Here is a 23,403-nt window from a genome sequence, read left to right as displayed (position 1 = left end):
TGACTTCTTTTGTAGAAAGTGTTTTCAACTTGTTTCTAATGGTTCATAATATCCTTTATTGACCCTTGGGTATTATGCACCAAGGGGAAAACAATCTTATATTGGGGGAGAAGCTTTTCATGTGGGTAATCACGGTCTATTCAAAGGAAAACACGAAAATGTTTGAATTTAACACAGAAATTGAGGCACGAGAAACATTCAAGAATATTCGAGGTTGTAAGATTCTTTCCCATGTAGTTTACTTTAATGATCCTGATTTAGCTTTAGCAACTGGTTAAAACTTTACCAAGGAGTCCTGCAAGTCTTTCACTCTTTGTTTACTAAATTAAATATCTCTTAAATTAAACAAAAGGAGCGTCACTGAATGTCAACTTTACGTGAAGAAGCTTTAAAGATGCATAAGGAAAAGCAAGGAAAACTAGGTGTTCATTCTAAAGTTCCAGTAACCAATGCGAAAGATTTAAGTCTTGCTTATTCTCCAGGTGTAGCTGAACCATGCTTGGATATTTTTGAAGATGAAAACAAAGTATATGATTACACCATGAAGGGGAATCTAGTTGCAGTTGTTTCTGATGGGACAGCGGTTCTCGGTCTTGGGAATATTGGCCCGAAAGCAGCTATGCCAGTCATGGAAGGAAAAGCATTGTTATTCAAATCGTTTGCAGATGTAGATGCATTCCCAATTTGCTTGGATACAACAGACCCTGAGAAAATTGTCGAAGTTGTCAAATTATTGGAACCGACTTTTGGCGGAGTGAACTTAGAAGACATAGCAGCACCAAAATGCTTTGAAATAGAAGAACAACTACGTAAAGTTTGTAATATTCCGATTTTCCATGATGATCAGCACGGGACAGCCATTGTAACCGCTGCCGGATTACTTAATGCTTTGAAACTAGTTGACAAAAAAATAGAAGAAATTCGCGTTGTAGCAAACGGTGCAGGTGCCGCTGGCGTGGCCATTGTCAAATTACTGCTGCATATGGGTGTAAAAGACGTCATTTTATGTGATACAAAAGGAATCATTTATGAAGGACGCCCCGTCGGGATGAATCCATTTAAAGATGAAATGGCTCGTATCACCAATAAAGAACAAAAACAAGGTACATTGGCAGATGCTCTTGTTGGAGCAGATGTGTTTGTCGGTGTGTCAGCAGCTGGGGCTGTTACGAAAGACATGGTTCGTTCGATGAATAGTGATCCGATTATTTTTGCCATGGCGAATCCAATACCAGAGATCTTGCCAGAAGCAGCCAAAGAAGCTGGAGCACTTGTAATTGGGACAGGCCGTTCAGACTTTCCTAATCAAGTCAATAACGTACTTGCCTTCCCTGGTATTTTCCGAGGGGCTTTGGACGTTCAAGCAAAAGAGATAAATGAAGAAATGAAATTAGCTGCCGTACATGCAATTGCAACTTTAATTTCAGATGAAGAACTTCATGCTGATTATGTCATTCCTGATCCATTTGACCGCAGAGTTGCTGCTTATGTAGCAGAAGCTGTTGCAAACGCTGCAATAGAATCAGGTGTTGCGCAAAAGCTAGTAAATACGAATCAAATAAAAGAGCGCTTATTAGCAATGTCAGAAACACATCAACCTGTTATCAAATAAATTGAAAATAAAGAAGCTAATCAACAGCCTGCATGCAGTTGTTGATTAGCTTCTTTTTCTCTTTATGTGTACAGAAATACTTCCCATAAAGGGTGCCTTTGTAAAATTCACACTTGCTAGATTTAGTTCCAAAACATCTACACATGATCTAGATTCTTTGTTAATAATATTTACACTCGTGCAATAATGATGAAGCTAATTGTTCACTCTCACTAAAGCCATATAATTTCCAATCATTGATTAGGTTGCTTGTAACTTCGTCAATATCTTTACAAATAACTTCTTCTGCTTGATTATACATTACATAGTACATATCAAAATCCCTCCATATAGCCATCCCATATGAATTGATTCAGCGTCGTAATTCTCTAAATGGTGCTTTGACCTTTCATTATCTGGAATAATACGCGAAATAATATCAACTACTGGAATGCTTTTTTCCCAGTGGCTCCCCGACTAATGAATTGTGCAAAGTGCAGATATCTCAGTCGATTACATTAAAATTCCATGGAACCCAAAAGCCCCTGACCTAAAATGATACATCCCCGCTCATTTTAAAGTAATTGTTGAAAACCATATTCTGAATAAATCTACTTTTCCTCTCCACCATTCATTTCTAAAAAACCGAAGATGTATGTAATTGAACATCACTCTCCCGCTATTAAAAGCTAGAATAATAACCTACTTACTAGAAAATAAGCATGTAAAATATGATTTTCTATCATAAAGCAATCAACATAGTTAAGTATACGACAAGAGTAATATACGTGTTTGTCGAAAAAAGTCCTCTAACTACACTATTTTTGTGTGATAAATAACATTCAGACAACAATACATAATTCAATAATATATATATGGGACTTTTCCCAACTTATTTCATAAAATAAACACAAACAAATTTCTACTCCATCATTTACTTACTATTTCATTAGTATCGGCCCCACCTACGCCTTAATACTGTAATGGCCACACGTGCCATCCCCTGCTTTCATTATAAATGAAAGCGATTACAATTTCAATTTCAACTATTCTTCAAGTTTCGACAATTACCATTTCTAAAGCCATTAATGTCACTTTCAGCTCAACTTTATCGTGTTGATTAACCATTTGTTTAAGGCTTCCTAACCTATTTGCTCATCAGCAAAATACACTCATTATTTCACCAAACCACCTTTTTCTATTACCCTAAGTGCTGAAGGTCAATATAATCTTCCGTATAATCTTTTCAGCACGAACCCTAGTTTACTAACATAAAACTGATATTTGTATAGTTGAAAATACGGGTAATCTTTCTTAAAATGTATCAAGGAGAATTCATACAATATGCAGCTAATACGGAAGAAGGGAAGTAAGAAATGCTTATGAAACCTCATATTGAACCCGTAGAATTAAAGCTTCTAAGCTATTTAAGCAAACGAAAAAATTTATCGTCTAAGGAAAAGCTACATTATTTAAACCTTGAGAAAGGCTACGAAGGTGAATCTAAGGTGGCCGCTTGGTTAGAGAATCTCACAAGTGAATGGATTATTTTATACGACTTGTTACTTGAAAATAATGGATCCTTATTTCAAATCGATACACTGCTAATTTCTCAAAATACCATTTATCTTTTTGAAGTAAAAAATTATGAAGGTGATTTCTTTATCAACACAGACAATTGGTACACACAATCCGGAAACGAAATTAAAAATCCACTACTTCAGTTAAAACGAAGTGTATCCTTATTTCGACGATTACTTCAAGATTACAAATTAAGCTTTTCTATCGAAGCATATGTTATCTTCATCAACCCAGAGTTTACTTTATTTCAAGCCTCTCTAAACTTACCGATTATTTTACCGACACAACTTAATCGTTTTATGAAAAATCTAAATATGAGTACATCAATTCTGAATGATAAACACGTTAAGTTAGCTGAACGATTAGTATCTGATCATATCCATCAATCCCCCTACACACAAATTCCCAAATATGATTTTCATCAAGTAAAAAAAGGGATAACTTGTCCGCTATGCACTTCCTTTTTGACTTCTTGTAATGATAGCCAATTGGTATGTGAGGGATGTGGATGCAAAGAGGATATTGAAGCTGCTGTTATACGGAATATTAAGCAATTTCAACTTCTTTTTCCAGATAGAAAAATAACAACTAGTTCTATCCACGAATGGTGCAAGGTAATTGAGTCCAAGAAAACAATTAGAAGGATTCTAAAAAGGAATTATACACTTGTAGGATTCGGTAGGTCTTCGTATTATATTGATTCTTGATTGATCACATTTACATTCTAAAATGTTACTTTTTCCGCATAATGACTAAATTGATGATTTTGGAGGTGGATTTTCCTTTTGGTGGGCATCTTTGGCCCTTTTCGTTACCGGTGAGGGCGGTTTTCCCTTTTTGCGGGCAACTTTAGGCTCTTTTCGTTACCAGTGGAGGCAATTTTTTACCTTTGTGGGCAACTTGGGACTCTTTTCGTTACCGATAGGGACCTTTTTTTCTCTTTGTGGGCAACTTTAGACTCTTTTCGTTATCAGTGGAGGCAATTTTTTACCTTTGTGGGCAACTTGGGACTCTTTTCGTTACCGGTAATAGCCATTTTTTCTCTTTGCGGGCAACTTTAGGCTCTTTTCGTTACCGATAATAGCCATTTTTCCTCTTTGCGGGCAACTTTAGGCTCTTTTCGTTACCGGTAATAGCCATTTTTTCTCTTTGCGGGCAACTTTAGGCTCTTTTCGTTACCGGTAATAGCCATTTTTCCTCTTTGCGGGCAACTTTAGGCTCTTTTCGTTACCGGTAATAGCCATTTTTTCTCTTTAGGGGAACCTTTCAACTCTTTTCGTTACCGTCATAGCAATTTTTCCCCTTTTATGGGTACCTGTAACCCTCTTCGTGTCCAAGTAAGAGATCTCTTCCTAATTGAGGCCTATCTTTTTACCCTTTCACTATTTCATCAAGTAACTATCGCTTACATTACTCAATCATTGTAAATACTACTCATATTTTATCTATCAGAATTCTTTACGGCTCGAACCCTTGCTGGCTAACATAAATCTGATTTTCCGGAAAGATTCCTAAAAATCTCTTATATACTTTTTTGATTGCTTGCGGTCCATACCATTCTTCTAAACCAAGTTCGCCATATTTTTTTCAATTTCTAGTACGTTTTCCGCCACTGCCATCGCCCATAAAGTAGTCATCTATACAGATCCGATTAACGAGTGCTTTCAATTTCTCAAGAAAATATTCCCCACTCGATAAGATCGGTGCTACCGCAACTTGGATAGGTATACCCGCATCCGCTAATTGTTGTAGCGTCTTAAAGCGCGCCTGAATTGGTGGTGCTCCTGGAGTAAAATGTTTACGGATTATTTTTGAGTCCGTCTCAATTGTCATATTTATCCGGACTCTTTCCTTTAATTGCTGTAACAAATCAATATCTAGACTTACAAGTGGACTCTCGTCTGTACTAATAAGAAATTGGGAGGATCATCTATCATTACCTCTAGTAGCGATCTCGTCACTTTTCCCTTATGCTCTACGGGTTGATATGGGTCGGTGCTTGATGACATAAAAATGTTTATCCCCCTTGGCTTTGGCGCGACGAAGCTCCTTGCTTAGTAAAGTGGCAGCACCATTTTCCCCATTCCCCCTCTCTAAAGAGAGATACAGGCATTTGCCGGACTTAACAATACGAACATCCAAATGAACAACCGCTATATGGATTGAGTGAATGAGAATATCCTGAAAGAAAGCCCGTACCTTTATTAAGTTTGGTTTTGGGATTTTTGTAGAACAATTCACTTTTCATAGCGAAACCTCTCTTCGATTCATAATACGAAAGGTTCAATCCTTGCTAAGTGAACCTTGTTTTTCTAAATCTAAAAGCTGTGTCTTCATGTTCAATCCACCGCGATAGCCAGTTAACGAACCATTCTTTCCTACTACCCGATGACATGGAACAGTAATTAAAACTGGATTTGCCCCAATCGCCGCTCCTACGGCACGAACAGCGGCTGGTTTGTTAATATGATTTGCAATGTCGGAATACGACTTCGTTTGTCCGTACGGAATTTCACAAAGTGCATTCCAGACTGCAAGCTGAAATTCTGTACCATTGTAATTAAATGGGACCGTAAATATTTTCCGCTTACCTTCGAGATACTCGATGATTTCTACAGCATATGGTTCAAGTTTTTCACGATTTTCAACAAGGGGACTACCTGAAAAACGCTTCTTGGCCCATTCGGACAATTCCTCAAATGGTTTGTTCTCTGAACCAACAAACACAAGCCCCTTTGTTGTTGAAGCTATATAAAAGTTCCAATCCTTATACGTTAGCAAAGACCAATAAATGATTGGTCTATTTTTTGACTCCATTTTACATTTCCTCCATTTTATTCATTTAGCGATGTACCTGACGAAATTGTGCCGGAGTATGACCGGTTTTCTTTTTAAATAAAGTTATAAAATAGGGTGTGTTTGACATACCTACACAGATAGAAATATCCGCAATCGCCTTATTCGTTTGCATCAAAAATTTTTTTGCCTCGTTTATTCTAATCTGTTGTATATACTCAACTGGCGTGATACCCTTAATTTTTTTAAATGTTCGATGTAAATGATAGGGGCTACCATGAGAAATATCTGCTAACATTTTTAACGTTAATTTTTCTGTAAAATTCTTGTCAATGTATTCAGTGATAAGGGCTATCCATTCACTATCAGGTAATCGCTCGTTTGTAGGCTTACAACGTTTACATGGTCGAAAATTTGCATCTAGAGCTTGTTCCGCTTTTTGGAAAATCCCTACATTTTCTTTTTTTGGAACACGAGATTTGCATGACGGTTTACAGAAAATCCCCGTTGTCTTTACAGCATAGAAGAAATGATTATTGTACGAAGCATCATTATTTATAATTGCTTGCCACTTTTCATTTGTCATTATTCCCATGTCATCCGATATTCGATAACCATGACGCTCTTGAAGTCCTTGATCAATACGATCTCGCATTTATCTTACCTCTCCTTTCATTATAATCCCTATACCGTCTAATTGTTTGATTTCAAAGATGAAAGAGCAAGATAGTGAAAGAAATAACCCAACCATCGATTTGCCGTTTTCTCCAACTCTGGATAAAAAGATTCTCTTAAACTTTGGAAAATTTCAGGTGGTGAATAAGGGAAATATTTGTACTCCCCATTTCCAAAGCGATATCTTGTCATATTGATTGTCGTTCTGTATGATTCTTCCTCACTGTAAAGCTTAATAAAGGATTCACATTCCTCTTTCGTTAATAGTGGTATCCTTGCTCATCTAATTCGTTTTTAATTAACCCCCAATCTAAGCTTTTTACACGTTCTCGTATATCTTGGACCATTTTCATCTCCTCCACATCAGCATTCTTGATACAAAACACTATACCTCATCAAAACGAAAACATAATACTTTTGGAGTGAAAGAGCAAGATAACAAAATTAGTTATGTTAGGAATATGAACAGAAAGCCTACAAAAGAGGAGGTATTGCAATTATCAATTTCATGGAAGAACTGGGAAGCCTACGCGACTTTTTATTTATGGCGTGTTCTCTACTAAATTCGTATGCGATCTGAATACCCTTTGTAAAAAGAGGAGTCTTTAGTTCCAATGTAAACAAAAGTACCAGTACCTAAAAAGGGCTGAATCCCCCAGTATAACAAGGATTTCAGCCTTTCTAATATGATGATTTCGAACCCTTATATATCTCAATATCTTGTCCTAAAGAGTGTGAAATTAACTGTCAATTCAAAAAATAAAAAAATATAACTAGAGTTACTGTATGTCCGTTTATTGGGCTAAAACTAGAGGAACATAGTATTGTGCTCGATTATAAGAATGAGTATGGTGAAAGAAGACAAAAAGGACGAGGCTTTAAATCGAAAAAGGAAGATACTGAGGAATTAAGAAAAATTGAGACTAAAATGATTCAAGGAACTTATATAGAGCCGAACAAAGTACTTTTTAAAAACTATATTGAGGATTGACTGTCAATAAAGAAGATGAAAAAGCTTTTAGATTCTCCAAACCCTTTTCATTATTTGTTAACCAATTTAGTGTGAGATTATCGTTTTGTTTTATATATGATTTATCCTAATAATGAAATTTCATTCTTTGTTTTCAGCTCATTACGGATTAACAGCTAATAAGATGTTAAACCGTTTATATAAACGTGCCTGTTTCTTAATTAAATAGAATTCTCGAATGTAATCCTCTTGAATGTAGGGAAAAGGAATAAAGAATAAAGTTGATTACTAGAATGTTTCTCCTATACAAAAATAGAGTTTTTTACTAGAATGTTTGTCCTATACAAAAATAGAGTTTCATTCATATATTACATTGAAAGGAGGTATAATCAATGAAAGCAAAACCATATAATTGGACTAGATCCAATGCAACTGTACAACAATATGCAGACCAGGTAAGTGAGATGGAACAAATCTCATCTGAGACAATTATTGTTAGAGATTCTAGTAACATTACCGTTTCAACTACTGACACACAAATAGCAGTTTCTCTTCAAGTTGCACTTCAAGTTGCTATTGCTCTTGTTATCAACTTAACGATCGCTGACAATAATCGTGCTGAGCAAGTAACACAACAATTATTACAACAAGCTGACATGAAGCAAATAAACAAACAACATCTCATCATCGAAAACTCAACCGAAGTATCTGTTGCAACTACTGATACTGATGTAGCGATCTCTCTCCAGCTTCTTTTACAAATCCTAGTAGCATTAATTGTTAACATCGACATTTTTTAATACTAGAGGAGGATGTCCTAAAAGTATTAACTTTTAGACAGCCTCTTTAATGCTGGTAAAGGGGAACTATATCTACCTATGCTATATATAACCGATTATTGTTTGTAGAATTAAGATACTGGATAGAACTTTTAGAGAAGTTATTCTTCCCAATACCACTAATAAAGTGAGGTGAAAAAATGGCTAATAAAAAGAAAAACCTACAAGAAACCTCTTCTTCTATAGTACAGCTGTTTGTTCAGGATATTCTCAAAAAAAATGGTGTCACGAAAGAAAATAGAATAAACTTATCAGATGAGCAAAAGTCACAAATTAAGAAGGTAGTAATGGATCTTCAAGAACAAGTTGACGAGTTTGTTAAAGGGAAAAATAAGAATGTAAAACAAGCTGAAGAAATAGAAGATGCAATGAACACGACTCTTCGTGAAATGATCAAAAAAAAGAAAAAATAGATAATTGAATCAATTTCATTATTCCATATTTTAAAGAAACAAAGACCTACAGAATTTGCCCTTAATAAAACATTTAATATTTAAGCAACTTGTTGTTGATTTAACAAGGCATTGATACGGTCTGTAGCTAATTTGGAAGCAGTATAAACTAAGGTTACTAGGTCAAAATGAACTTTGACATGTTTGACAGCGGTAAAGCGTTTAAATATTGTCTTCCAAACTTTTTGCCCCCGAGCTAGAGCTGTATATTGTCTAAGATCCGTAGTGGGCCTCTTTCTTTTCAAAAAGAGGAAGGTTGGCTTCGCTTTCAGCTTTTTCAATTAACCATTTTTCCCGTTCTTCCTTTGATTTGCGGCCACGCTTCTTGAGTTCCGTTTTAGGTTTTCCTCTTTTTGGGGTGCTTGATTCCGAGCTTCAAAGTGAGTCGCATCAAGGGAAGCAGTATCATCTTGAATAAGCAGCTTCTGACGGCACGGAATCAGATACCAAAAAACCGCAGTCAAGACGGAAAATCATATCATTCTTTAATCGCTTTACTAAATCCCTAATGAATGGAATTCGTTCTGAGTTTCTGACAACCAAGGAGTAAATTATAGCAGCAGAGGTAAGCTCAACAGGTCTGCTAAAACATGATTTTTTCATTACCAAGGCAAAGATTGGATCGATGTCGATAGTTGAAAAAATAGCTTCAAATCTTCGGATGGCTTCTAATTCATATAACTGTTGCAGGGAAAATAGGCTTCCTTGTCGTAAAACAATCATAGGGAGTCTTCCTCCAGTCGTAGAGTTGATTTGGTACTTACTTCATTTCGACAATTTGGGGAGGTACTCTTTTTTTTGGCTCAAAACCCTTAAGACTCTCAGGGTTCAATTTATGAAATTGATTCAATCATCAACTGTTAAACGAATTTTCCGTTTTGTTACATACTCTTAACGTGAGTTTTATAAACACTCTGCTTACTTTCAAGATAAAGAAGACAATCTTCTCTCGCTTAAATCATTAATTTCTGGTAAAGAAGAGGTTGTATATAACCGTAAACGTGCTACTAAGGAGCTTAAAAACCAGTTAAAGCAACAGTTAAAAAACACTAACAAATGCGCAATCTAAGAAGAAAGCCAAGACGAATATTTTTAGTTTTGGCTTTCTTCTCACAGAGAAATAGAACATATATTCCTATTCAGAGGAATTTATCAATGGTTAAGGTGAATTAATGGAGATCTTTAAAGTTATTAATAACTACCATGCTTAACAACGCCTTACTTTATCTACCAATCATTGAGGGAACTAATAGTCCATTAGAAGAAAAACTAACTCATAGATAGATATGTCGTCCAATTAATAACTAGAAAAAGAATTTATCGGATAATGCTAAGTTAATAGCTTCTATTACTTTTGCCAGGACGAAAGCCGATTATGTTGTCGTTATGAAAAAACAAAGAAATTCGTATCGAAGTTATGTTCTATCATTAATTGAGCGCTTAAATAGTGCCTTACCCAGCACTTTGTGCACCAAGTGTAATTAATGCCATTGCAAGAAAGGCGCTTGATAGATTTTCGATGGGGCTCCATAGAAAGAAAGGAATCTTTACCGAAAGTGAATTAAAAACCATCCCTAAAAGCAGTGCATAAATGATCGGGTTTTTCAGGAATTCTTTTACTGCTTTTAAACCACCCGTGTTCACAGACACAGAATTCATTAATCCATATGTATAAGTAAGAAGATTTTGAAAGAGTAAAACGACTACTTGAACTGATAACCCGAGTGGATTCCCTTGAAAGACAAGCTGACTGACTGGCAAACCAAAATTCCCTGAATTTTCCAAAACAATACTATTTTTAAAAGTGGCTGAAAGTCCTTTATCAAATTTTCCTAGTTTGGCAATCCCAGCACTTATTCCCATTAAGCATAGACCTTGGATCATTAAGAAGCCAATAATTTGAAAAAATGTATCTCCATCTATACTACTTTGATAGATATTAACAAAGCTCATCGTCGGTAAAAACAAATAAGTCGTTAATTTAGATAGTGTATTCATATCAAATATAAATTTCCGATGAAGAAAAGCACCAACTCCAATTAAAAGAAAAACTGGTAAAATGACATTTAAGACAATAACAAATAAAATTTCCATCTCGACACTACCTGACTCTCTTTCGTATTAAGTGCATCAATAGGGCTTTTACTACCTGTTAATGATGGTTAAACAAACATTATTACTTTTCATTAATTATGATAGAACGAATTGGATTGAAATGGAAGTCTTATAGACTCAAAGCTTAAAAAGAAGACTGAATGAATTGGATTAGTTGGAACGCCGTATGCGGGGAAACTCGCCTGTACGGTGTGAAATGGGGGAAAGGCTGGAGATAATATCAAAAGCTTACCTATAGCTATAAACACTTGATTTAGATGACTTTATTGTTATTTTTTATGTGCATTGAAGTATTCTTCAACAAAAATTAAAACAACTTTATTTTAACCCCGTCCTTACTCAGAACGGGGTTATACGTTTTTGAGGTTTCAAAAATTAATATTTATTGTCTTTCTCTCCTAATAATAAAGAGTTTCTCTGAAAAATAACCATCCAATTATAGTATATTTCAACCATCCACTTACCTAATAGAATTCCATGCACCCACAAAACACTAGATAGAACCTGACTAATACTGAAAAAAAGATTAATCGAGAAAATGTGACGATTTCCTGACATATAAAATAGGTCTATACATGCATGATGTTCCTGTTATAATCGTAACAAATATTATTATTAGGTGTCTGATAACAGCTATTTCCATTTAAAAGTGGAATTACTCTACAATTTTCCACTCATGTCCTAATGATTAATATTGACCAACAAGAGAGAAAGGCAGGAGTCACTCAGATGGGGTTACTAGATAAATATTCAGCAAGAGCAAGAGATTTCAACTCAGGAGAAGAATGGAGAAAAACTCATTTTTTCCAAAACGTAACAAGCAAGAACGTATCTTCCGGACTAATTTCCAGCACTCTTATCATGACAGGGCCAGCGATCATTATTTTAGAAGCAGCCGCTTCCGGTGGTTTTACAGCTCATCAGACCATCAACTGGATGTTCGCTGTCTATTTTTTTGGCGGCCTCTTCGGTATTGTCATGCCATTGCTATGCCGAATTCCGGTTACCGGAGGACATTCGATTACTGGAGTAGCTTTTTTAGCAACAGTTACTTCTCAATTTACTTATCCACAGTTGATTGGTGGATACGTCATGTCGGGTTTATTCATTTTTCTCATCGGCATATCCGGTCTTTTCACCAAAATCATTAAATGGGTTCCAAAGGAAGTGATTGCGGCGATGCTGGCCGGGTTGGTGACTAGTTATGTTGTGCGGCTTGTACCCTCGGTAAAAGAAATACCCTTGGTTGGAGGAGCGGCTCTAATCAGTTTTTTTATTTCCACAAAGTATAGTAGGCGTTTCCCACCCGTTATGGTCGCTGTAGTCGTTGCTTTCCTTGTCTTGTTTTGGACGCAGGACTTGAACATAATATCCAAGGAACTCGCTTTTTCCTTTCCTTCTTTACAAACTCCGGAATTCACGTGGATTGGGCTGCTAACACTGGCTCTTCCTCTTTCTATGCTGATCCTGAGTAATGATGCAGCACCGGGAATAGGAGCTTTGGAAAGTTCCCATTTTGAACCACCCATTCGCAAAATCATCTCAGTTAGCGGAGTTTTTTCGATCATGGCTGCTTTCTTTGGGGGGCAAAGCGCAAATATCGCCGGCATGATGACCACCATTTGCGCCGGTCAAGATTCAGGCCCGAAATCTAAGCGATATGTAGCTTCCCTCGTATCAGGCTTCATCACTTTGTTATTCGGGATTTTTGCTTGGAAGATCGTTCCGTTCATTCAATCCCTCCCACAGGCGTTTGTCTCTCTGCTTGCTGGTTTTGCTCTGATTGGATCTCTGCAATCCAGCTTACAGATGGGGTTTTCCGGAAATAAATATCAATTGAGTGCATTAGCCGCTTTTATTATCGCCCTATCAAATGTGTCCTTCCTACATATTAGCGCTCCGGTATGGGCACTTATATTTGGCGCGGTGATAGCGCGGACATTAGGAAAATAAAACATACTCGGACTCAAACAGAAAGCCCTCAAATTCAATGATTGAACTGCACCCCAATAGTTAGACAAAATCTAGACCATTGGAAGTGCAGTTTTTTATGACTAAAACTAGAATGCACACATTAAAACAAAAATAGAAAAAGCCTTAACCCCTTATAATACAAGGAATTAAGACTCTTTAACATGAATGACCTGTGAGGGATTCGAACCCCCGACCCCATCCCTGTCAGGACGAGCCTTGTATTAATTATAGTTAACGACAGTATCTGAAAATCCTTATATATCAAGGGATTTTCAGGGCAACCCGTTTTATTTAAGCGGCTTTTGCCTAACAAATTGAATGACATGAGACAAGCCTTTATGCATTAATGCCTTCTCACAGGTAGTGAACAGTTCTATTTTTGAAGAAATATTTTCAACTTATATAAGAATTTTCACTATCACTCATCTCAACCTTTGAAGTACCAAATAATGTTAGGACTACAATGACTACTAATCCCGTGAATACACCATAAATGATTGGTAGCGTAGAAGTTACTCCATAAATGATAAAGGTAATAAATATAACAATCGTACTAGCAATAATTGCGGAAAAAGCTGCTTTACTAGTTGTACGTTTCCAAAACAAGCCAACCACTAGCGGTACAAAAATAGCCCCTGATAAAATCGCATAAGCCATATCTAATGCCACGAGAATGTTTTGAATCCATGCAGAAAAAATGATAGCTAGTATACCTAATCCAAGAGTTACTATACGAGATGTTTGAATGACATCTTTATCGTTCATGTCCTTTTTACTGTAAACTTTGATGATATCATTCGTGATTAAGGTCGCAGAGGCAAATAATGCTCCTGAAGCGTTCGACATTAATGCTGAACAAACAGCGGCTAAAACTAGCCCTAACATACCTGGTGGTAAAATTGCTAATGCTAAGCTTGTAAATGCAGATTGCGAATCGCCTAAATTCGGAAGAACGATTAGTGCGCACATCCCCACAATACTTAGTGCCAAACCATAAAAAAAGCTATAGATACCAGCTGATACTGCACTACTTTTCATAACCTTTTGGTTTTTCGCAGTAAATACACGCTGCCATATGTCTTGAGAAACCATTAAACCAAAGAAATATAATAGAAAGTATTGAAATATCTTATCCCAACCAATATTTGTTAAGCTAAGATGACTGTCTGGTACACTATTGAACAAAGTAGCTAGTCCGCCTACACTATTTACGCTATAAGGGAACATGATAAAAAATACACCAATAGTCATGACCACAAATTGAATGATGTCTGTTAGTGTAATACTCCACATGCCTCCTAGAATCGTATAAAAGAGAACGATCCCCCCACCAATAAGCATCGATGTTAAAACAGACCAACCTAGTAAAACGTGTATAACACTCCCCATTCCAATTACTTGTGTTACAACGATCATAAGAGTATAAATGGCCGTAACAATTGCACTGATTAGCTGAGTTCCTTCACCATAGCGTTTTCCAAGGAGCTGACTGATTGTGAAGACCTCATATCCAGTAATCTTTTTAACAAGAAATAAACCTAAACTAGCAATTCCTATTCCCATCATCGTTACAAACCAAAAACCAGAAATACCAAACTCATAGCCTAATGTTGTTGAGCCCATTGTCGCAGCCCCACCAATAATAACAGCCGCTAAACAACCTACATGTGTAAAGTAACCCATACGACTTCCAGCTAGTAAAAAGTCTTTTTCTGACTTCGCTTTATTAATCCCAATTATCCCCACAATAATCAACACACCAAAATAGAGGATAAGCACAGCTGTATCAAGTATATTCATTCACTTATTTGTCTCCAATTCCTAATTCTAATTCTAATTCTAATTCTAATTCTAATTCTGTTATTGCTTCATCAAGCATTGCAATTCCTTGATCCAAATGTTCTTTATCCACATTTAATGGCGGCATCATTCGAATAACCTCACCTTTATTACCACTTAAATAGAGAATGACTCCCTTCTCAAGACTCTTCTCAAGAATTTTCATTAATCCCTCTCCGTTCGGTTCACCTGTTACTGGATGAATAATTTCAATACCGATCATCAATCCAATCCCTCGTACAATACCAATTACTTGATGTTTCTCTTTGATTTCTATTAATTTATTCAATGCATACTCACCCAAAACTCGGGCATTTTCAACTAAGCCTTCCTCTTTTAACACATCCATCGTTGCACATCCAGCAGCACATGCTACAGGATTTCCGCCAAAGGTTGTACTATGACTACCTACTGTCCATTTCTCCATCAGCTCTCTTGATGCCACTGTTGCACTAAGTGGTAATCCGCTAGCAATCCCCTTTGCAATCGCCATGATATCAGGAGTCACACCAAATCGATTAGCAGCAAACCAATCTCCAGTTCGTCCAAAACCAGTCTGAATCTCATCAAAAATCAATAAAATTTGGTGTCGATCACAAATTTCTCTAATTTTTTGTAACCAAGCCTTTGGAGGAATCACATATCCGCCTTCACCAAGTACAGGCTCTAATATGACGGCTGCCACTTCCTCTGGAGCTACTTGATGATTAAATAATCGCTCAAAATCCTTTTCAACATGCTCAGACCAATATACTTCTGGGTCTAGCCCTTCAGGTGTCTCAGTAATCTGTGCATATGGCAATTGATACGTCATATTTGCCCCAACAGGTAAATTTCTTCTATATTTACTTTTAGAAGTCGTTAAGCTTAATGCTCCCATCGTTCTTCCATGAAAACCACCAAGAAAAGAAACAACATAAGGTCTATTTGTCACATGTCTAGCAAGCTTCACCGCTCCTTCAATTGCTTCAGCTCCACTATTCCCAAAGAAGAAGCAATCTAATGGATCTGGTAAAACCTCTTTTAATTTCTTTGCTAATTGAAGAATTGATTCATAATTAATAATCCCGATAGGCCCATGAACCAAGCTATCAACTTGATCTTTAATAGCGGCAATCACTTTAGGATGTCTATGCCCCGTATTTTCTGTTGCGATTCCAGATGTAAAATCTAAATATTTTCTACCATCGACTCCTATATAATGTAAGCCCTCCGCCTTTACAACTGGTAGATTTGGAAAGTCTTTCGCCATCGTTGGTGCTAAAAGGCCTTCTTCATTTAATAACGTCCAATTATTCATCATTACAGCTCCTAATTTCTATTTAAACGAAACAGTTATTCCACGATCCCGAATAAGTCATTCTTTTAGTGGATATATGTATGTCTCCTTTGAATTTTCCAATTAAATTTTATGTTTAACACTTATCCTTACATAACATTACTTTCAGAAAAAGAAATCGTTCATCAGTGAATACTGATGATGATTTTTTCATATTTATAAGTTTCCGTCAATAATTAATCATTAGGATTTTTTATAGTAAAAAAGAATAGAAGGGAAGCTTTCATTTCCAATTAATACAAAAACGAGGTTTTTCAACTAATAAAATACGTTTTTTATCATAAAAGACCCGATTCTTACATCATACTTTTTGTAACTAGCCACTTATAGTATTGAAAAATTTTATAGATGATCACTTCATTATTCGTCATTAAGATGCCCATTTTGGACCTATTTACTAGTAGTAGTTTGGAAATCATTATTATGATAAAGTTACTAACAGTACGACATTTTTATCTTTGATTCCCCATAACACTCCTAAGAGACGATTCAACATGGTTAAAATAAATTGAAAGTGGATTTTCAAGCAAATAAAGAGGAGACGACTGGATGGAACTAAGAAATCTAAAAACGTTTCAGGTTGTAGCGAAAGAATTAAATATGACAGAAGCCGCCAAGCGTTTAAAATATACGCAACCAACAATAACACTGCAAATACAATCTTTAGAAAGAGAGCTTAAACATACTCTCTTGACCAGAGTAGGAAAAAAGACTTTTCTAACAGCTGCTGGAAGAAAACTAAAGGATCATGTAGACAACTTATTTACACTCGTTGAAGAAATTGAAAAAGATATGGAAGAGCTCCACGGACCAGCTGGAGTCCTGACAGTTGCTGCATCTGAATACTATTGCAACCATCATCTTTCACCTTTAATAAAGCAATATACAGAACTTTACCCTAACGTGCGCTTAAATCTCCTTCCATTAAATAGTGTTCATGCAATCCAAAGCGTTAGAGATCACGTCGCAGATATAGCGATTATTGCGAGTGAATGTAATGAAATCGACTTAAGCAAAAGCTTTTTAGAGGAAGAACAGACCCTTTTAGTCATATCGTCAGAGCTTAGTAAAGGGAAAAGCTCACAAGAAATTTTATGTCACAATCCATTTATCTCTTATAATATTGATTGTAGCTTTAGTCATATTGCAGACCAATTTTTCAAAAAAATAGATACTCAACCTCAATCAACAATTGTATGCGGAGGAAGTGACGAAACGATTAAGCGAGCTGTTTTAAACGGTACTGGCTATGCGATTTTAGGAGAAAATGCAATTAAAAATGAATTAAAGGATGGATCAATCACCGTTCTCCAAAAAGTGTTAGAACCTATCATTACCTCTTCTATCAACTTGAAAGTACGCTCAGAAGAACCTAATATTCAAACCTTTAATGAACTCCTTCAAAATGCTTGGCCATTAATGAAAAACTGAGTACCTTCTCACAAAATAGATGATATATGTTTCCGGTTTTAAGAGTGAGAAAACTTTATCTTTAATTGTTTGAGATAATTGCTGTAAAGCTTTTGGAGTCAGGGTATTGTGAATACCTTGTCTCTTTTTTATAGATGATGCTTTTATTCGGTGCATCTAAAAGAGAATGACTGGTTGTTCGTTCATTCTTTTTTTGCTCCATATCTCCCTTTACCTCTAAGCAATACTCATCACTCTTCACCTGCCGTAAGATCAAGTTCAAATCCACTAGGAATGTATCTTCCAGCAGGAAAAGATTCGGTTGATTGCTTATGCTTTGGTAAAGAATGTTGGTTCTCATGATCATCATCAATTTCTTCAACGGTCAGTAACGATTCATTTTCCCAGTTTTTCAATATCCCAACAACATAGTTCAACTTTCGCTTGTTATTAGCACAGGCTATCGTCATCGCTTTTAAAATCACAGCTTTCGGCTGTAAAAAGCTAGAATCTTCTAACCAAGATAACAGCTGCTGCTTACCATTCACGTTTGAAAATCCAAATCCATTGTTGTCCCAAAACTCAACAATTTCTTTTAAATCTTTCGTTTTTTGATTTTGTATTTGATTCTCTATTTTTTGAATATTCTCTATATTGGGGTTAAAAGCTTTTTGTTGTTGTTTTTCTTTTTCTTTTTCTTTTTCTTTTTCTTTTTCTTTTTGTCCCCGTATCGTATAACGTGACACAGACGAATCGTCAACATCATCCGTATCTAGATATGTATCATGTTCATTTCGGTCTTTCATTTCCTTGTCAGAAGACATTTTTTTGGGCTCACAAAAAGATTCATATAAGCTACGAATTTCCTGTTTTTGAATGGATTCCAACACATATGGAATAAGCGAGGTATCCTCGACCACTTTTAATTCGGAAGAAATACAATCCATGACCGGTTTTCCGCCTTTACACAGGTTCTCTTTCCCCCAGTTTTTAATAGCAAGTTCTCTTGTTTCAGGATTGTAACGAATCAACTTGTGATGCCCGATAAATCGTTCCATTAACGATTGAATACTCTCAATTGAATAACCTAAATCAAAAGCCATTTGTTTCTTCGTAATTTGATAGATTCCAATTTGAGTCGTATGTGGATTTGTAAGAAGATAGAGGTAAAAATATTTATCCTCTGGGGTCATCTCTTCTAAAACAATCGGATTCTTCCAAAAATCTGTCCTCACCATTCGATATTTTGCCATCTTCAACCACTGCCCTTCTTCTTAGAATACTTTTCATAGACTATATATAGAAAAATGAAGAAAAAAGAGCGTATGTTATTCATAAAAATGTGAATATTCTGTGACAAAAGTGGCTGAGCGAAGATTTTGCTTTCCTTTAAACTCTATAAACCTTTCGTAAATCATTTTAGCAGATTCCTTCTTGGTCATTTTCTCTGCTCTGTGCTTGTATGGCTGGCTTTTTTTTATCTTTTCCTTTTCATCAAAATACTTCAGAAAAATAAAAAAACTCCGTTATTCTGAAATTCAGAATAACGGAGTTTTTCAATCAAAATTTGAGTGAAGTTCTACAAGACTTTTATTTTGATTGAATATTGTATAAACTTTGATAATTCAATTGGATGACCTGTGAGGGATTCGAACCCACGCCCCCTTCCCTGTCAAGGACGAGCCTTGTGTTATTTATAATAATTGATTGTTACCGACAGTATCTGCAAATCCTTATATATCAAGGGATTTGCAGGTTTTTTGTTTCTTTTATTAATTGTTAATTATTGATTGTTAATTTAATTTTGTTGCCAAATGCATGCCACTGTGGATGCCATTTTCCTAATATAAATTCACAGTAATTTGTTGATTTATAAAAGATTTGATCAAAGTCATTTAAGTCTTTATGGCACTAAAAGGTTTGATCAGTTTCCGCCTATGTTATTCCAGAATCGCGCCCGATTCTGGAATAATCTAAATAACTTCTATTAGCTGGTAAGCTTAACCAACATAATTTTATCTTACAAACCTCTTGTAATAAACCAATAAAATAATAAGCAAGATAGGTCATGAAAAAACACCCATCATCCCCCTTATCTTCAGCGAATTATTATTACTTTACAAGAGGTGTAAAACTTAATAAACCTTTACATAAAATTCATCAGAACTTTAAAAATCACATTTATAATATAGCTATAATGGAAGGAGAAATAACAAAATGTACATGTATACAATCAACGTAACATTCAAGGGGAAAATTTATCAAACCAATGTAATAGCTAACAAAAACAATTCAAAAGAAGAAGTTTATCAAATTGCAAAAGAACAAGTTCTGAAACAATGGGCAAGTTAAACAACATGGGTTATAATGTTCTTTTCTTTACCTCTAACACTGGATGACTCTGGTTTCGTCCAAACCTTAAAAAAACAATACCTTTCAACAAAATTCTTTGAATATGATGTTCAATTAGATGAAGACAAGATTGATAAAACTGGTACTTCTTTATTGTTTCCGTAAACTCAAAATAATAATAAAAAGGATCGCCGCAACCCCCACTGTAAGAGCAGTCATTTGCTAATATGATACTTTGGACAAACGTGTTTATTTAACAATCGCGCCCGATTGTTGAATATCATTTTTCTATTGAATAGTATCCTTGTACTGTGCAGCAATGACCTTGTTTTAGATTTCCTTCTAGATTAAAGCTTTAATAATTTCGTTGTCCATATCAAACATAAAGCAATTGTTATTGCACTTCTGTCGTTCCAATGTATATGTTCTCTTTTGGATCTGAGTCAATATCTTGGACACAAATAAGTTAACTTTTCATGCAGATTGGTAGAACTGATCTTCGACTTCTTGCGGCGTCTGAAAGTTTAATTGGCCGTGAATACGTCGACGATTATACCAGCCTTCAATAAACTGAAACAAGGCTGCGTTCGCTGATTCGAAATTTAAATAGGTTACGTGATGGACTTCTTCCTTCTTTAAAATGGCATGAAAAGATTCAATACATGCGTTATCGTACGGGCAGCCTTTGCGACTAAACGATGGAATGATTTCCTGTTCTTTAAGCGCTTGGCTAAAATCTTCACTTGTATATTGAGAGCCAAGGTCCGTATGTAAAAAGAAGCCAGGTCCCGACTGTTGGATAGAAACGGCATTGTTTAAGGCCTGTAAAACAAGTTCAGTTGTCATGGAACGAGAGAAAGAATATCCGATGATTTTTTTAGAATACAGATCTAAAACCGTAGCTAAATAACACCAACCATCTCGTAAAGTGTGGATATAGGTGATATCGGCCACCCATTTTTCGTTTAATTTGGACGTAGAAAAGTCCTGTTGTAGTATGTTTTCACGAGCCTCAATCGGTTTTCTCGGTCACGTGCTGATTCTGTTTTAATCAAAGACTGATAATAAGTGCTTCTTGGCATGTCCAGCACTTCACACATGACCTGGACGGGAAACACTTCTTTTTGATTGTGAATCATGTTTGATAGCTCGGTATCGGTTACTTTCTGGCGAATATGGCCATAGCCTTTTTTAAGATTTCAATTTCCTGTTTCATTCGAAGATTCTCTTTTTGGATTTCAGTTATGTCCTGTGGCGTTAGACCATTTTCCTCACCATTCACTGGAGTCAGAGCTTTAATCCATTTATAAATTGTGACTTCAGATACGCCATATTCGCTGCTTAACGTACTTACCGAGCTACCAGTGTGATAAAGTTCCACCACCATTTTCTTAAAATCATCGTTATATTTACGCTTGTTTCTTGATTCCATGCCGGACACTTCCTCTCTTATTATTATCATAGAGAGTTAACTAAACCGTGTCCATGAAACTATACTAACTCCAATATTTTGAAAAAGTCATATGGGATACTTCTAATTATAGTAATATCCAAAAACAAAAATACCCCAATAGGTTTTTACTATTAAGTTAACAGAAGTAATGTTGAGAAGTTTTTGTTATATGTATCCATTAAAAACTTGTTATAGAATTTTTATGACAAATCATCCATACCAAAAAGGATTTCTACTTTGGTGATTAATGATGGAACTGACTGCACTAGCATACCTGACGTAAATGTGCAGTAACAATAAAGTCCTTTAATTTTGATTGTAACAAGAAGATAAATTTCGAAAATAATGGAAATAAATTGTCATTCAATAACATATTTCTATCTTCTTTTTTTATTAGAAAGTTTTTGATAAATCGTGATGAGTTGGTCTAATTTCTGACTGCAACAAATAGTCTTAGGGCTATTTAAACCAGTTAATCCAGCAATCTGGATCAATTCTTTTTTCTGTTGATTGATCCTATATTCTAATTCCTCTCTCTCTGTAGAGATCATACAAATCCTCCCAATTCTTCAGTGCCTTTAACCGTTTATTGTATCAGGTTTGTGATTCATAACTTTACTCCACAGAGTATACGCCAGCACCCCAGCTGTCATCTCCCCGGGCGCCCATTTGCCTGCCACCGTGACAACCGTATAGTGTACGTTCGGAATCTCGTAATGATGATATGCGCTCTCATTATAAGGATGCCATAAAAGAAGTAAAGCAAGATCTTCTGGATATGCAACTCTTGTATGTTTATTCTTGCTCCAACCTGGTTGCTTCCAGTAAAAATCTCTTAACTTTATTAATGACCAATGGCGAAACTTCACTCCAACAAATTTTCCAAAAAATCTAATCTCTGTTTAGAATTACCTTTGATGATAAAATCTACATCACTATCAATAAATCTATCAACTTTTTCTCCATTTATAACTTTCATTGCTGCTTCAATGCTTAAATACCCCATATCAAAGGGATTTTGTGCTACTGTACCAGGTAACTCTTCATTTTCTATTAACTCAATCATTTCAATTATTCCATCTGCACCTATGACTGGCATTTTCAATTCATGTTCCTCAATGACCTTAAAAGCATTTATTGCCATGATGTCAGTTGTGGCAAACACACCTTTAAGGTCAGGATAATCCCACAATATCGTTTCCATTGCTTCCTTTACTGGCTTAGCTTCATTTTCTAATCCTAATTTTTCTACTGTGATATTGATCCCTGCAGCTTCTAAACTAATTTTTGCTCCTTTTACCCGGTCACCTCCTCCAGCAATGATGGCCACTTTATCACCTGGCTGTAGTTTAGAAGCTAATAATGCCCCTGCTTTTCTCCCTAATTCCAGGTTATTAGTACCAATATAAGACGTTTTATTTTCCCAAGGATAATCTGTATCTAATAGCAATACCGGAATTTTTTTTTTGTCAAACTGCGCTAACATAGGAATATTAGATGAAAGAAACGGAGAGACAACTAATACATCTGGTTTTTCTTTAAGAACCTTTTTTAACAAAGCGTTCTGTAATTTTGCTGATCCGAATCGAGGTGCGATAACTTCACCATCTATATTAAATTCCCGAAATCCCCTTTCTACTCCTGCTCTAACAAATTGCCAATACTCTGTATCTAATTCTTTTAAAACAACAACCACTTTAGGTTTTTCATCTGGTTTAAATATAAACCCTATTAAAATCGTAGAAATAACAAAGATGATAAGAAGAACTTTTAAGCCTTTATTCAACATTTAATCCTCCTCTAGTTTTCTTGATAGAATTCCACATAACAAGCCCGTTCTTATATCAAAATCTCCATAAAATATTTAAATCGAAGTGGACTTATTGTTTATATTATTAAAAGCCCCATTCCTGTTCCAACGGAAATGAGGCTTTGTTAATGGTCTGTTCATTTGCTTCACACTAAGAACTCCACTAAAACTTTGTAATTTATTATTATTACAAACGATTGGTAAAAA

The 23,403-nt window shown here is 35.7% G+C and carries 21 protein-coding genes and 4 pseudogenes; 10 read left to right on the top strand and 15 right to left on the bottom strand.

The features are described from left to right. The first annotated feature begins 119 nt into the window (after nt 1-119). A complete protein-coding gene (locus tag K9V48_RS12330; protein ID WP_224139291.1) occupies nt 120-278 on the top strand; it encodes a hypothetical protein in 159 nt (52 codons plus the stop codon). Nucleotides 279-364: 86 nt separating this feature from the next. Continuing rightward, the gene (gene ystJ / locus K9V48_RS12325) at nt 365-1,612 is read left to right on the top strand and encodes an NADP-dependent malic enzyme (RefSeq protein ID WP_224139290.1); all 1,248 of its coding nucleotides are present in this window, start codon (nt 365-367) and stop codon (nt 1,610-1,612) included. A gap of 160 nt (nt 1,613-1,772) precedes the next feature. Here ystJ and K9V48_RS12320 read toward each other — a convergent pair whose 3' ends face one another. After that, nucleotides 1,773-1,925 carry a hypothetical protein gene (locus K9V48_RS12320; protein ID WP_224139289.1) on the bottom strand — a complete coding sequence of 51 codons (153 nt, stop codon included), beginning with the start codon at nt 1,923-1,925 and terminating at the stop codon, nt 1,773-1,775. Between the two features lie 1,042 nt (nt 1,926-2,967). Here K9V48_RS12320 and K9V48_RS12315 point away from each other — a divergent pair. Continuing rightward, complete coding sequence (locus K9V48_RS12315; RefSeq protein WP_224139288.1) at nt 2,968-3,879, top strand: nuclease-related domain-containing protein; 912 nt, start codon at nt 2,968-2,970, stop codon at nt 3,877-3,879. 751 nt (nt 3,880-4,630) lie between these two features. Here K9V48_RS12315 and K9V48_RS12310 read toward each other — a convergent pair. From K9V48_RS12310 to K9V48_RS12295, 4 genes and pseudogenes are all read right to left on the bottom strand, one after another. Then, nucleotides 4,631-5,420 (bottom strand): annotated as a pseudogene (locus K9V48_RS12310) (SPL family radical SAM protein). Nucleotides 5,421-5,455: 35 nt separating this feature from the next. Continuing rightward, nucleotides 5,456-5,989 carry a methylated-DNA--[protein]-cysteine S-methyltransferase gene (adaB, locus tag K9V48_RS12305; protein ID WP_224139287.1) on the bottom strand — a complete coding sequence of 178 codons (534 nt, stop codon included), beginning with the start codon at nt 5,987-5,989 and terminating at the stop codon, nt 5,456-5,458. Nucleotides 5,990-6,014: 25 nt separating this feature from the next. Further along, nucleotides 6,015-6,623, bottom strand: a complete 609-nt coding sequence (locus K9V48_RS12300; protein ID WP_224139286.1) for a bifunctional transcriptional activator/DNA repair enzyme AdaA — start codon at nt 6,621-6,623, stop codon at nt 6,015-6,017. Nucleotides 6,624-6,661: 38 nt separating this feature from the next. After that, nucleotides 6,662-6,835 (bottom strand): 2OG-Fe(II) oxygenase, encoded by a 174-nt coding sequence (locus tag K9V48_RS12295; protein ID WP_224139285.1) that lies wholly within the window; start codon nt 6,833-6,835, stop codon nt 6,662-6,664. Between the two features lie 257 nt (nt 6,836-7,092). On the opposite strand from K9V48_RS12295, the pseudogene K9V48_RS12290 reads away from it, so the two are divergent. The 4 genes and pseudogenes from K9V48_RS12290 to K9V48_RS12275 form a co-directional block, all read left to right on the top strand. Then, nucleotides 7,093-7,206 (top strand): annotated as a pseudogene (locus tag K9V48_RS12290) (DNA-3-methyladenine glycosylase); the annotation flags it as partial. A 263-nt stretch (nt 7,207-7,469) separates the two neighbouring features. Next, entirely contained in the window at nt 7,470-7,634 is a 165-nt protein-coding gene (locus K9V48_RS12285) for an Arm DNA-binding domain-containing protein (RefSeq protein WP_224139284.1), read from the top strand. 371 nt (nt 7,635-8,005) lie between these two features. Then, nucleotides 8,006-8,413 (top strand): spore coat protein, encoded by a 408-nt coding sequence (locus tag K9V48_RS12280; protein WP_224139283.1) that lies wholly within the window; start codon nt 8,006-8,008, stop codon nt 8,411-8,413. A 179-nt stretch (nt 8,414-8,592) separates the two neighbouring features. Then, nucleotides 8,593-8,865, top strand: a complete 273-nt coding sequence (locus K9V48_RS12275) for a hypothetical protein (protein WP_224139282.1) — start codon at nt 8,593-8,595, stop codon at nt 8,863-8,865. Nucleotides 8,866-9,138: 273 nt separating this feature from the next. Here the strand turns inward: K9V48_RS12275 and K9V48_RS12270 are convergent. Both K9V48_RS12270 and K9V48_RS12265 read right to left on the bottom strand, forming a co-directional pair. Beyond that, a pseudogene (locus tag K9V48_RS12270) lies at nt 9,139-9,627 on the bottom strand (transposase); the annotation flags it as partial. A gap of 729 nt (nt 9,628-10,356) precedes the next feature. Then, on the bottom strand, nt 10,357-10,998 hold the full coding sequence (locus tag K9V48_RS12265; protein WP_224139281.1) for an AEC family transporter: 642 nt from the start codon (nt 10,996-10,998) through the stop codon (nt 10,357-10,359). A gap of 750 nt (nt 10,999-11,748) precedes the next feature. On the opposite strand from K9V48_RS12265, the gene K9V48_RS12260 reads away from it, so the two are divergent. Further along, nucleotides 11,749-12,972: a benzoate/H(+) symporter BenE family transporter gene (locus K9V48_RS12260; RefSeq protein WP_224139280.1), complete on the top strand. Its 1,224-nt coding sequence runs from the start codon at nt 11,749-11,751 to the stop codon at nt 12,970-12,972. Nucleotides 12,973-13,386: 414 nt separating this feature from the next. On the opposite strand, the gene K9V48_RS12255 is transcribed toward K9V48_RS12260, so the two are convergent. Both K9V48_RS12255 and K9V48_RS12250 read right to left on the bottom strand, forming a co-directional pair. Continuing rightward, complete coding sequence (locus K9V48_RS12255; protein WP_224139279.1) at nt 13,387-14,793, bottom strand: sodium:solute symporter family protein; 1,407 nt, start codon at nt 14,791-14,793, stop codon at nt 13,387-13,389. A 4-nt stretch (nt 14,794-14,797) separates the two neighbouring features. Continuing rightward, complete coding sequence (locus K9V48_RS12250) at nt 14,798-16,135, bottom strand: aspartate aminotransferase family protein (RefSeq protein WP_224139278.1); 1,338 nt, start codon at nt 16,133-16,135, stop codon at nt 14,798-14,800. A 585-nt stretch (nt 16,136-16,720) separates the two neighbouring features. On the opposite strand from K9V48_RS12250, the gene K9V48_RS12245 reads away from it, so the two are divergent. Continuing rightward, complete coding sequence (locus tag K9V48_RS12245; RefSeq protein WP_224139277.1) at nt 16,721-17,602, top strand: LysR family transcriptional regulator; 882 nt, start codon at nt 16,721-16,723, stop codon at nt 17,600-17,602. A 61-nt stretch (nt 17,603-17,663) separates the two neighbouring features. Here the strand turns inward: K9V48_RS12245 and K9V48_RS12240 are convergent, their stop codons facing one another. Then, on the bottom strand, nt 17,664-17,804 hold the full coding sequence (locus tag K9V48_RS12240; protein ID WP_224139276.1) for a hypothetical protein: 141 nt from the start codon (nt 17,802-17,804) through the stop codon (nt 17,664-17,666). 28 nt (nt 17,805-17,832) lie between these two features. Then, entirely contained in the window at nt 17,833-18,834 is a 1,002-nt protein-coding gene (locus K9V48_RS12235) for a DnaD domain protein (RefSeq protein WP_224139301.1), read from the bottom strand. Nucleotides 18,835-19,798: 964 nt separating this feature from the next. On the opposite strand from K9V48_RS12235, the gene K9V48_RS12230 reads away from it, so the two are divergent. Beyond that, on the top strand, nt 19,799-19,933 hold the full coding sequence (locus K9V48_RS12230; RefSeq protein ID WP_224139275.1) for a BA3454 family stress response protein: 135 nt from the start codon (nt 19,799-19,801) through the stop codon (nt 19,931-19,933). A gap of 474 nt (nt 19,934-20,407) precedes the next feature. Here K9V48_RS12230 and K9V48_RS12225 read toward each other — a convergent pair. The 4 genes and pseudogenes from K9V48_RS12225 to K9V48_RS12210 form a co-directional block, all read right to left on the bottom strand. Continuing rightward, a pseudogene (locus tag K9V48_RS12225) lies at nt 20,408-21,365 on the bottom strand (IS3 family transposase). Between the two features lie 398 nt (nt 21,366-21,763). Then, the gene (locus tag K9V48_RS12220; RefSeq protein ID WP_224139274.1) at nt 21,764-21,937 is read right to left on the bottom strand and encodes an aspartyl-phosphate phosphatase Spo0E family protein; all 174 of its coding nucleotides are present in this window, start codon (nt 21,935-21,937) and stop codon (nt 21,764-21,766) included. A 27-nt stretch (nt 21,938-21,964) separates the two neighbouring features. Further along, nucleotides 21,965-22,255 carry a hypothetical protein gene (locus K9V48_RS12215; RefSeq protein ID WP_224139273.1) on the bottom strand — a complete coding sequence of 97 codons (291 nt, stop codon included), beginning with the start codon at nt 22,253-22,255 and terminating at the stop codon, nt 21,965-21,967. Continuing rightward, nucleotides 22,252-23,172 carry a sugar ABC transporter substrate-binding protein gene (locus tag K9V48_RS12210; protein ID WP_224139272.1) on the bottom strand — a complete coding sequence of 307 codons (921 nt, stop codon included), beginning with the start codon at nt 23,170-23,172 and terminating at the stop codon, nt 22,252-22,254. Before K9V48_RS12210 ends, K9V48_RS12215 begins: the two co-directional genes overlap by 4 nt. Nucleotides 23,173-23,403: the final 231 nt, after the last annotated feature.

The sequence above is a fragment of the Metabacillus rhizolycopersici genome (assembly GCF_020075705.1).
Note: the sequence above shows the minus strand (reverse complement) of the source record. Positions and strands in the feature narration are given on the sequence as shown.

What these genes read in the sequence shown, in the direction of transcription:
- K9V48_RS12265 (WP_224139281.1), bottom strand. Translation starts at nt 10,998, where the DNA reads ATGGAAATTTTATTTGTTATTGTCTTAAATGTCATTTTACCAGTTTTT.
- K9V48_RS12260 (WP_224139280.1), top strand. Translation starts at nt 11,749, where the DNA reads ATGGGGTTACTAGATAAATATTCAGCAAGAGCAAGAGATTTCAACTCA.
- K9V48_RS12300 (WP_224139286.1), bottom strand. Translation starts at nt 6,623, where the DNA reads ATGCGAGATCGTATTGATCAAGGACTTCAAGAGCGTCATGGTTATCGA.
- K9V48_RS12280 (WP_224139283.1), top strand. Translation starts at nt 8,006, where the DNA reads ATGAAAGCAAAACCATATAATTGGACTAGATCCAATGCAACTGTACAA.
- K9V48_RS12330 (WP_224139291.1), top strand. Translation starts at nt 120, where the DNA reads ATGTGGGTAATCACGGTCTATTCAAAGGAAAACACGAAAATGTTTGAA.
- K9V48_RS12275 (WP_224139282.1), top strand. Translation starts at nt 8,593, where the DNA reads ATGGCTAATAAAAAGAAAAACCTACAAGAAACCTCTTCTTCTATAGTA.
- K9V48_RS12235 (WP_224139301.1), bottom strand. Translation starts at nt 18,834, where the DNA reads ATGGCAAAATATCGAATGGTGAGGACAGATTTTTGGAAGAATCCGATT.
- K9V48_RS12295 (WP_224139285.1), bottom strand. Translation starts at nt 6,835, where the DNA reads ATGACAAGATATCGCTTTGGAAATGGGGAGTACAAATATTTCCCTTAT.
- K9V48_RS12240 (WP_224139276.1), bottom strand. Translation starts at nt 17,804, where the DNA reads ATGGAGCAAAAAAAGAATGAACGAACAACCAGTCATTCTCTTTTAGAT.
- K9V48_RS12220 (WP_224139274.1), bottom strand. Translation starts at nt 21,937, where the DNA reads ATGATCTCTACAGAGAGAGAGGAATTAGAATATAGGATCAATCAACAG.
- K9V48_RS12255 (WP_224139279.1), bottom strand. Translation starts at nt 14,793, where the DNA reads ATGAATATACTTGATACAGCTGTGCTTATCCTCTATTTTGGTGTGTTG.
- K9V48_RS12320 (WP_224139289.1), bottom strand. Translation starts at nt 1,925, where the DNA reads ATGTACTATGTAATGTATAATCAAGCAGAAGAAGTTATTTGTAAAGAT.
- K9V48_RS12250 (WP_224139278.1), bottom strand. Translation starts at nt 16,135, where the DNA reads ATGATGAATAATTGGACGTTATTAAATGAAGAAGGCCTTTTAGCACCA.
- K9V48_RS12315 (WP_224139288.1), top strand. Translation starts at nt 2,968, where the DNA reads ATGCTTATGAAACCTCATATTGAACCCGTAGAATTAAAGCTTCTAAGC.
- ystJ (WP_224139290.1), top strand. Translation starts at nt 365, where the DNA reads ATGTCAACTTTACGTGAAGAAGCTTTAAAGATGCATAAGGAAAAGCAA.
- K9V48_RS12245 (WP_224139277.1), top strand. Translation starts at nt 16,721, where the DNA reads ATGGAACTAAGAAATCTAAAAACGTTTCAGGTTGTAGCGAAAGAATTA.
- adaB (WP_224139287.1), bottom strand. Translation starts at nt 5,989, where the DNA reads ATGGAGTCAAAAAATAGACCAATCATTTATTGGTCTTTGCTAACGTAT.
- K9V48_RS12230 (WP_224139275.1), top strand. Translation starts at nt 19,799, where the DNA reads ATGTACATGTATACAATCAACGTAACATTCAAGGGGAAAATTTATCAA.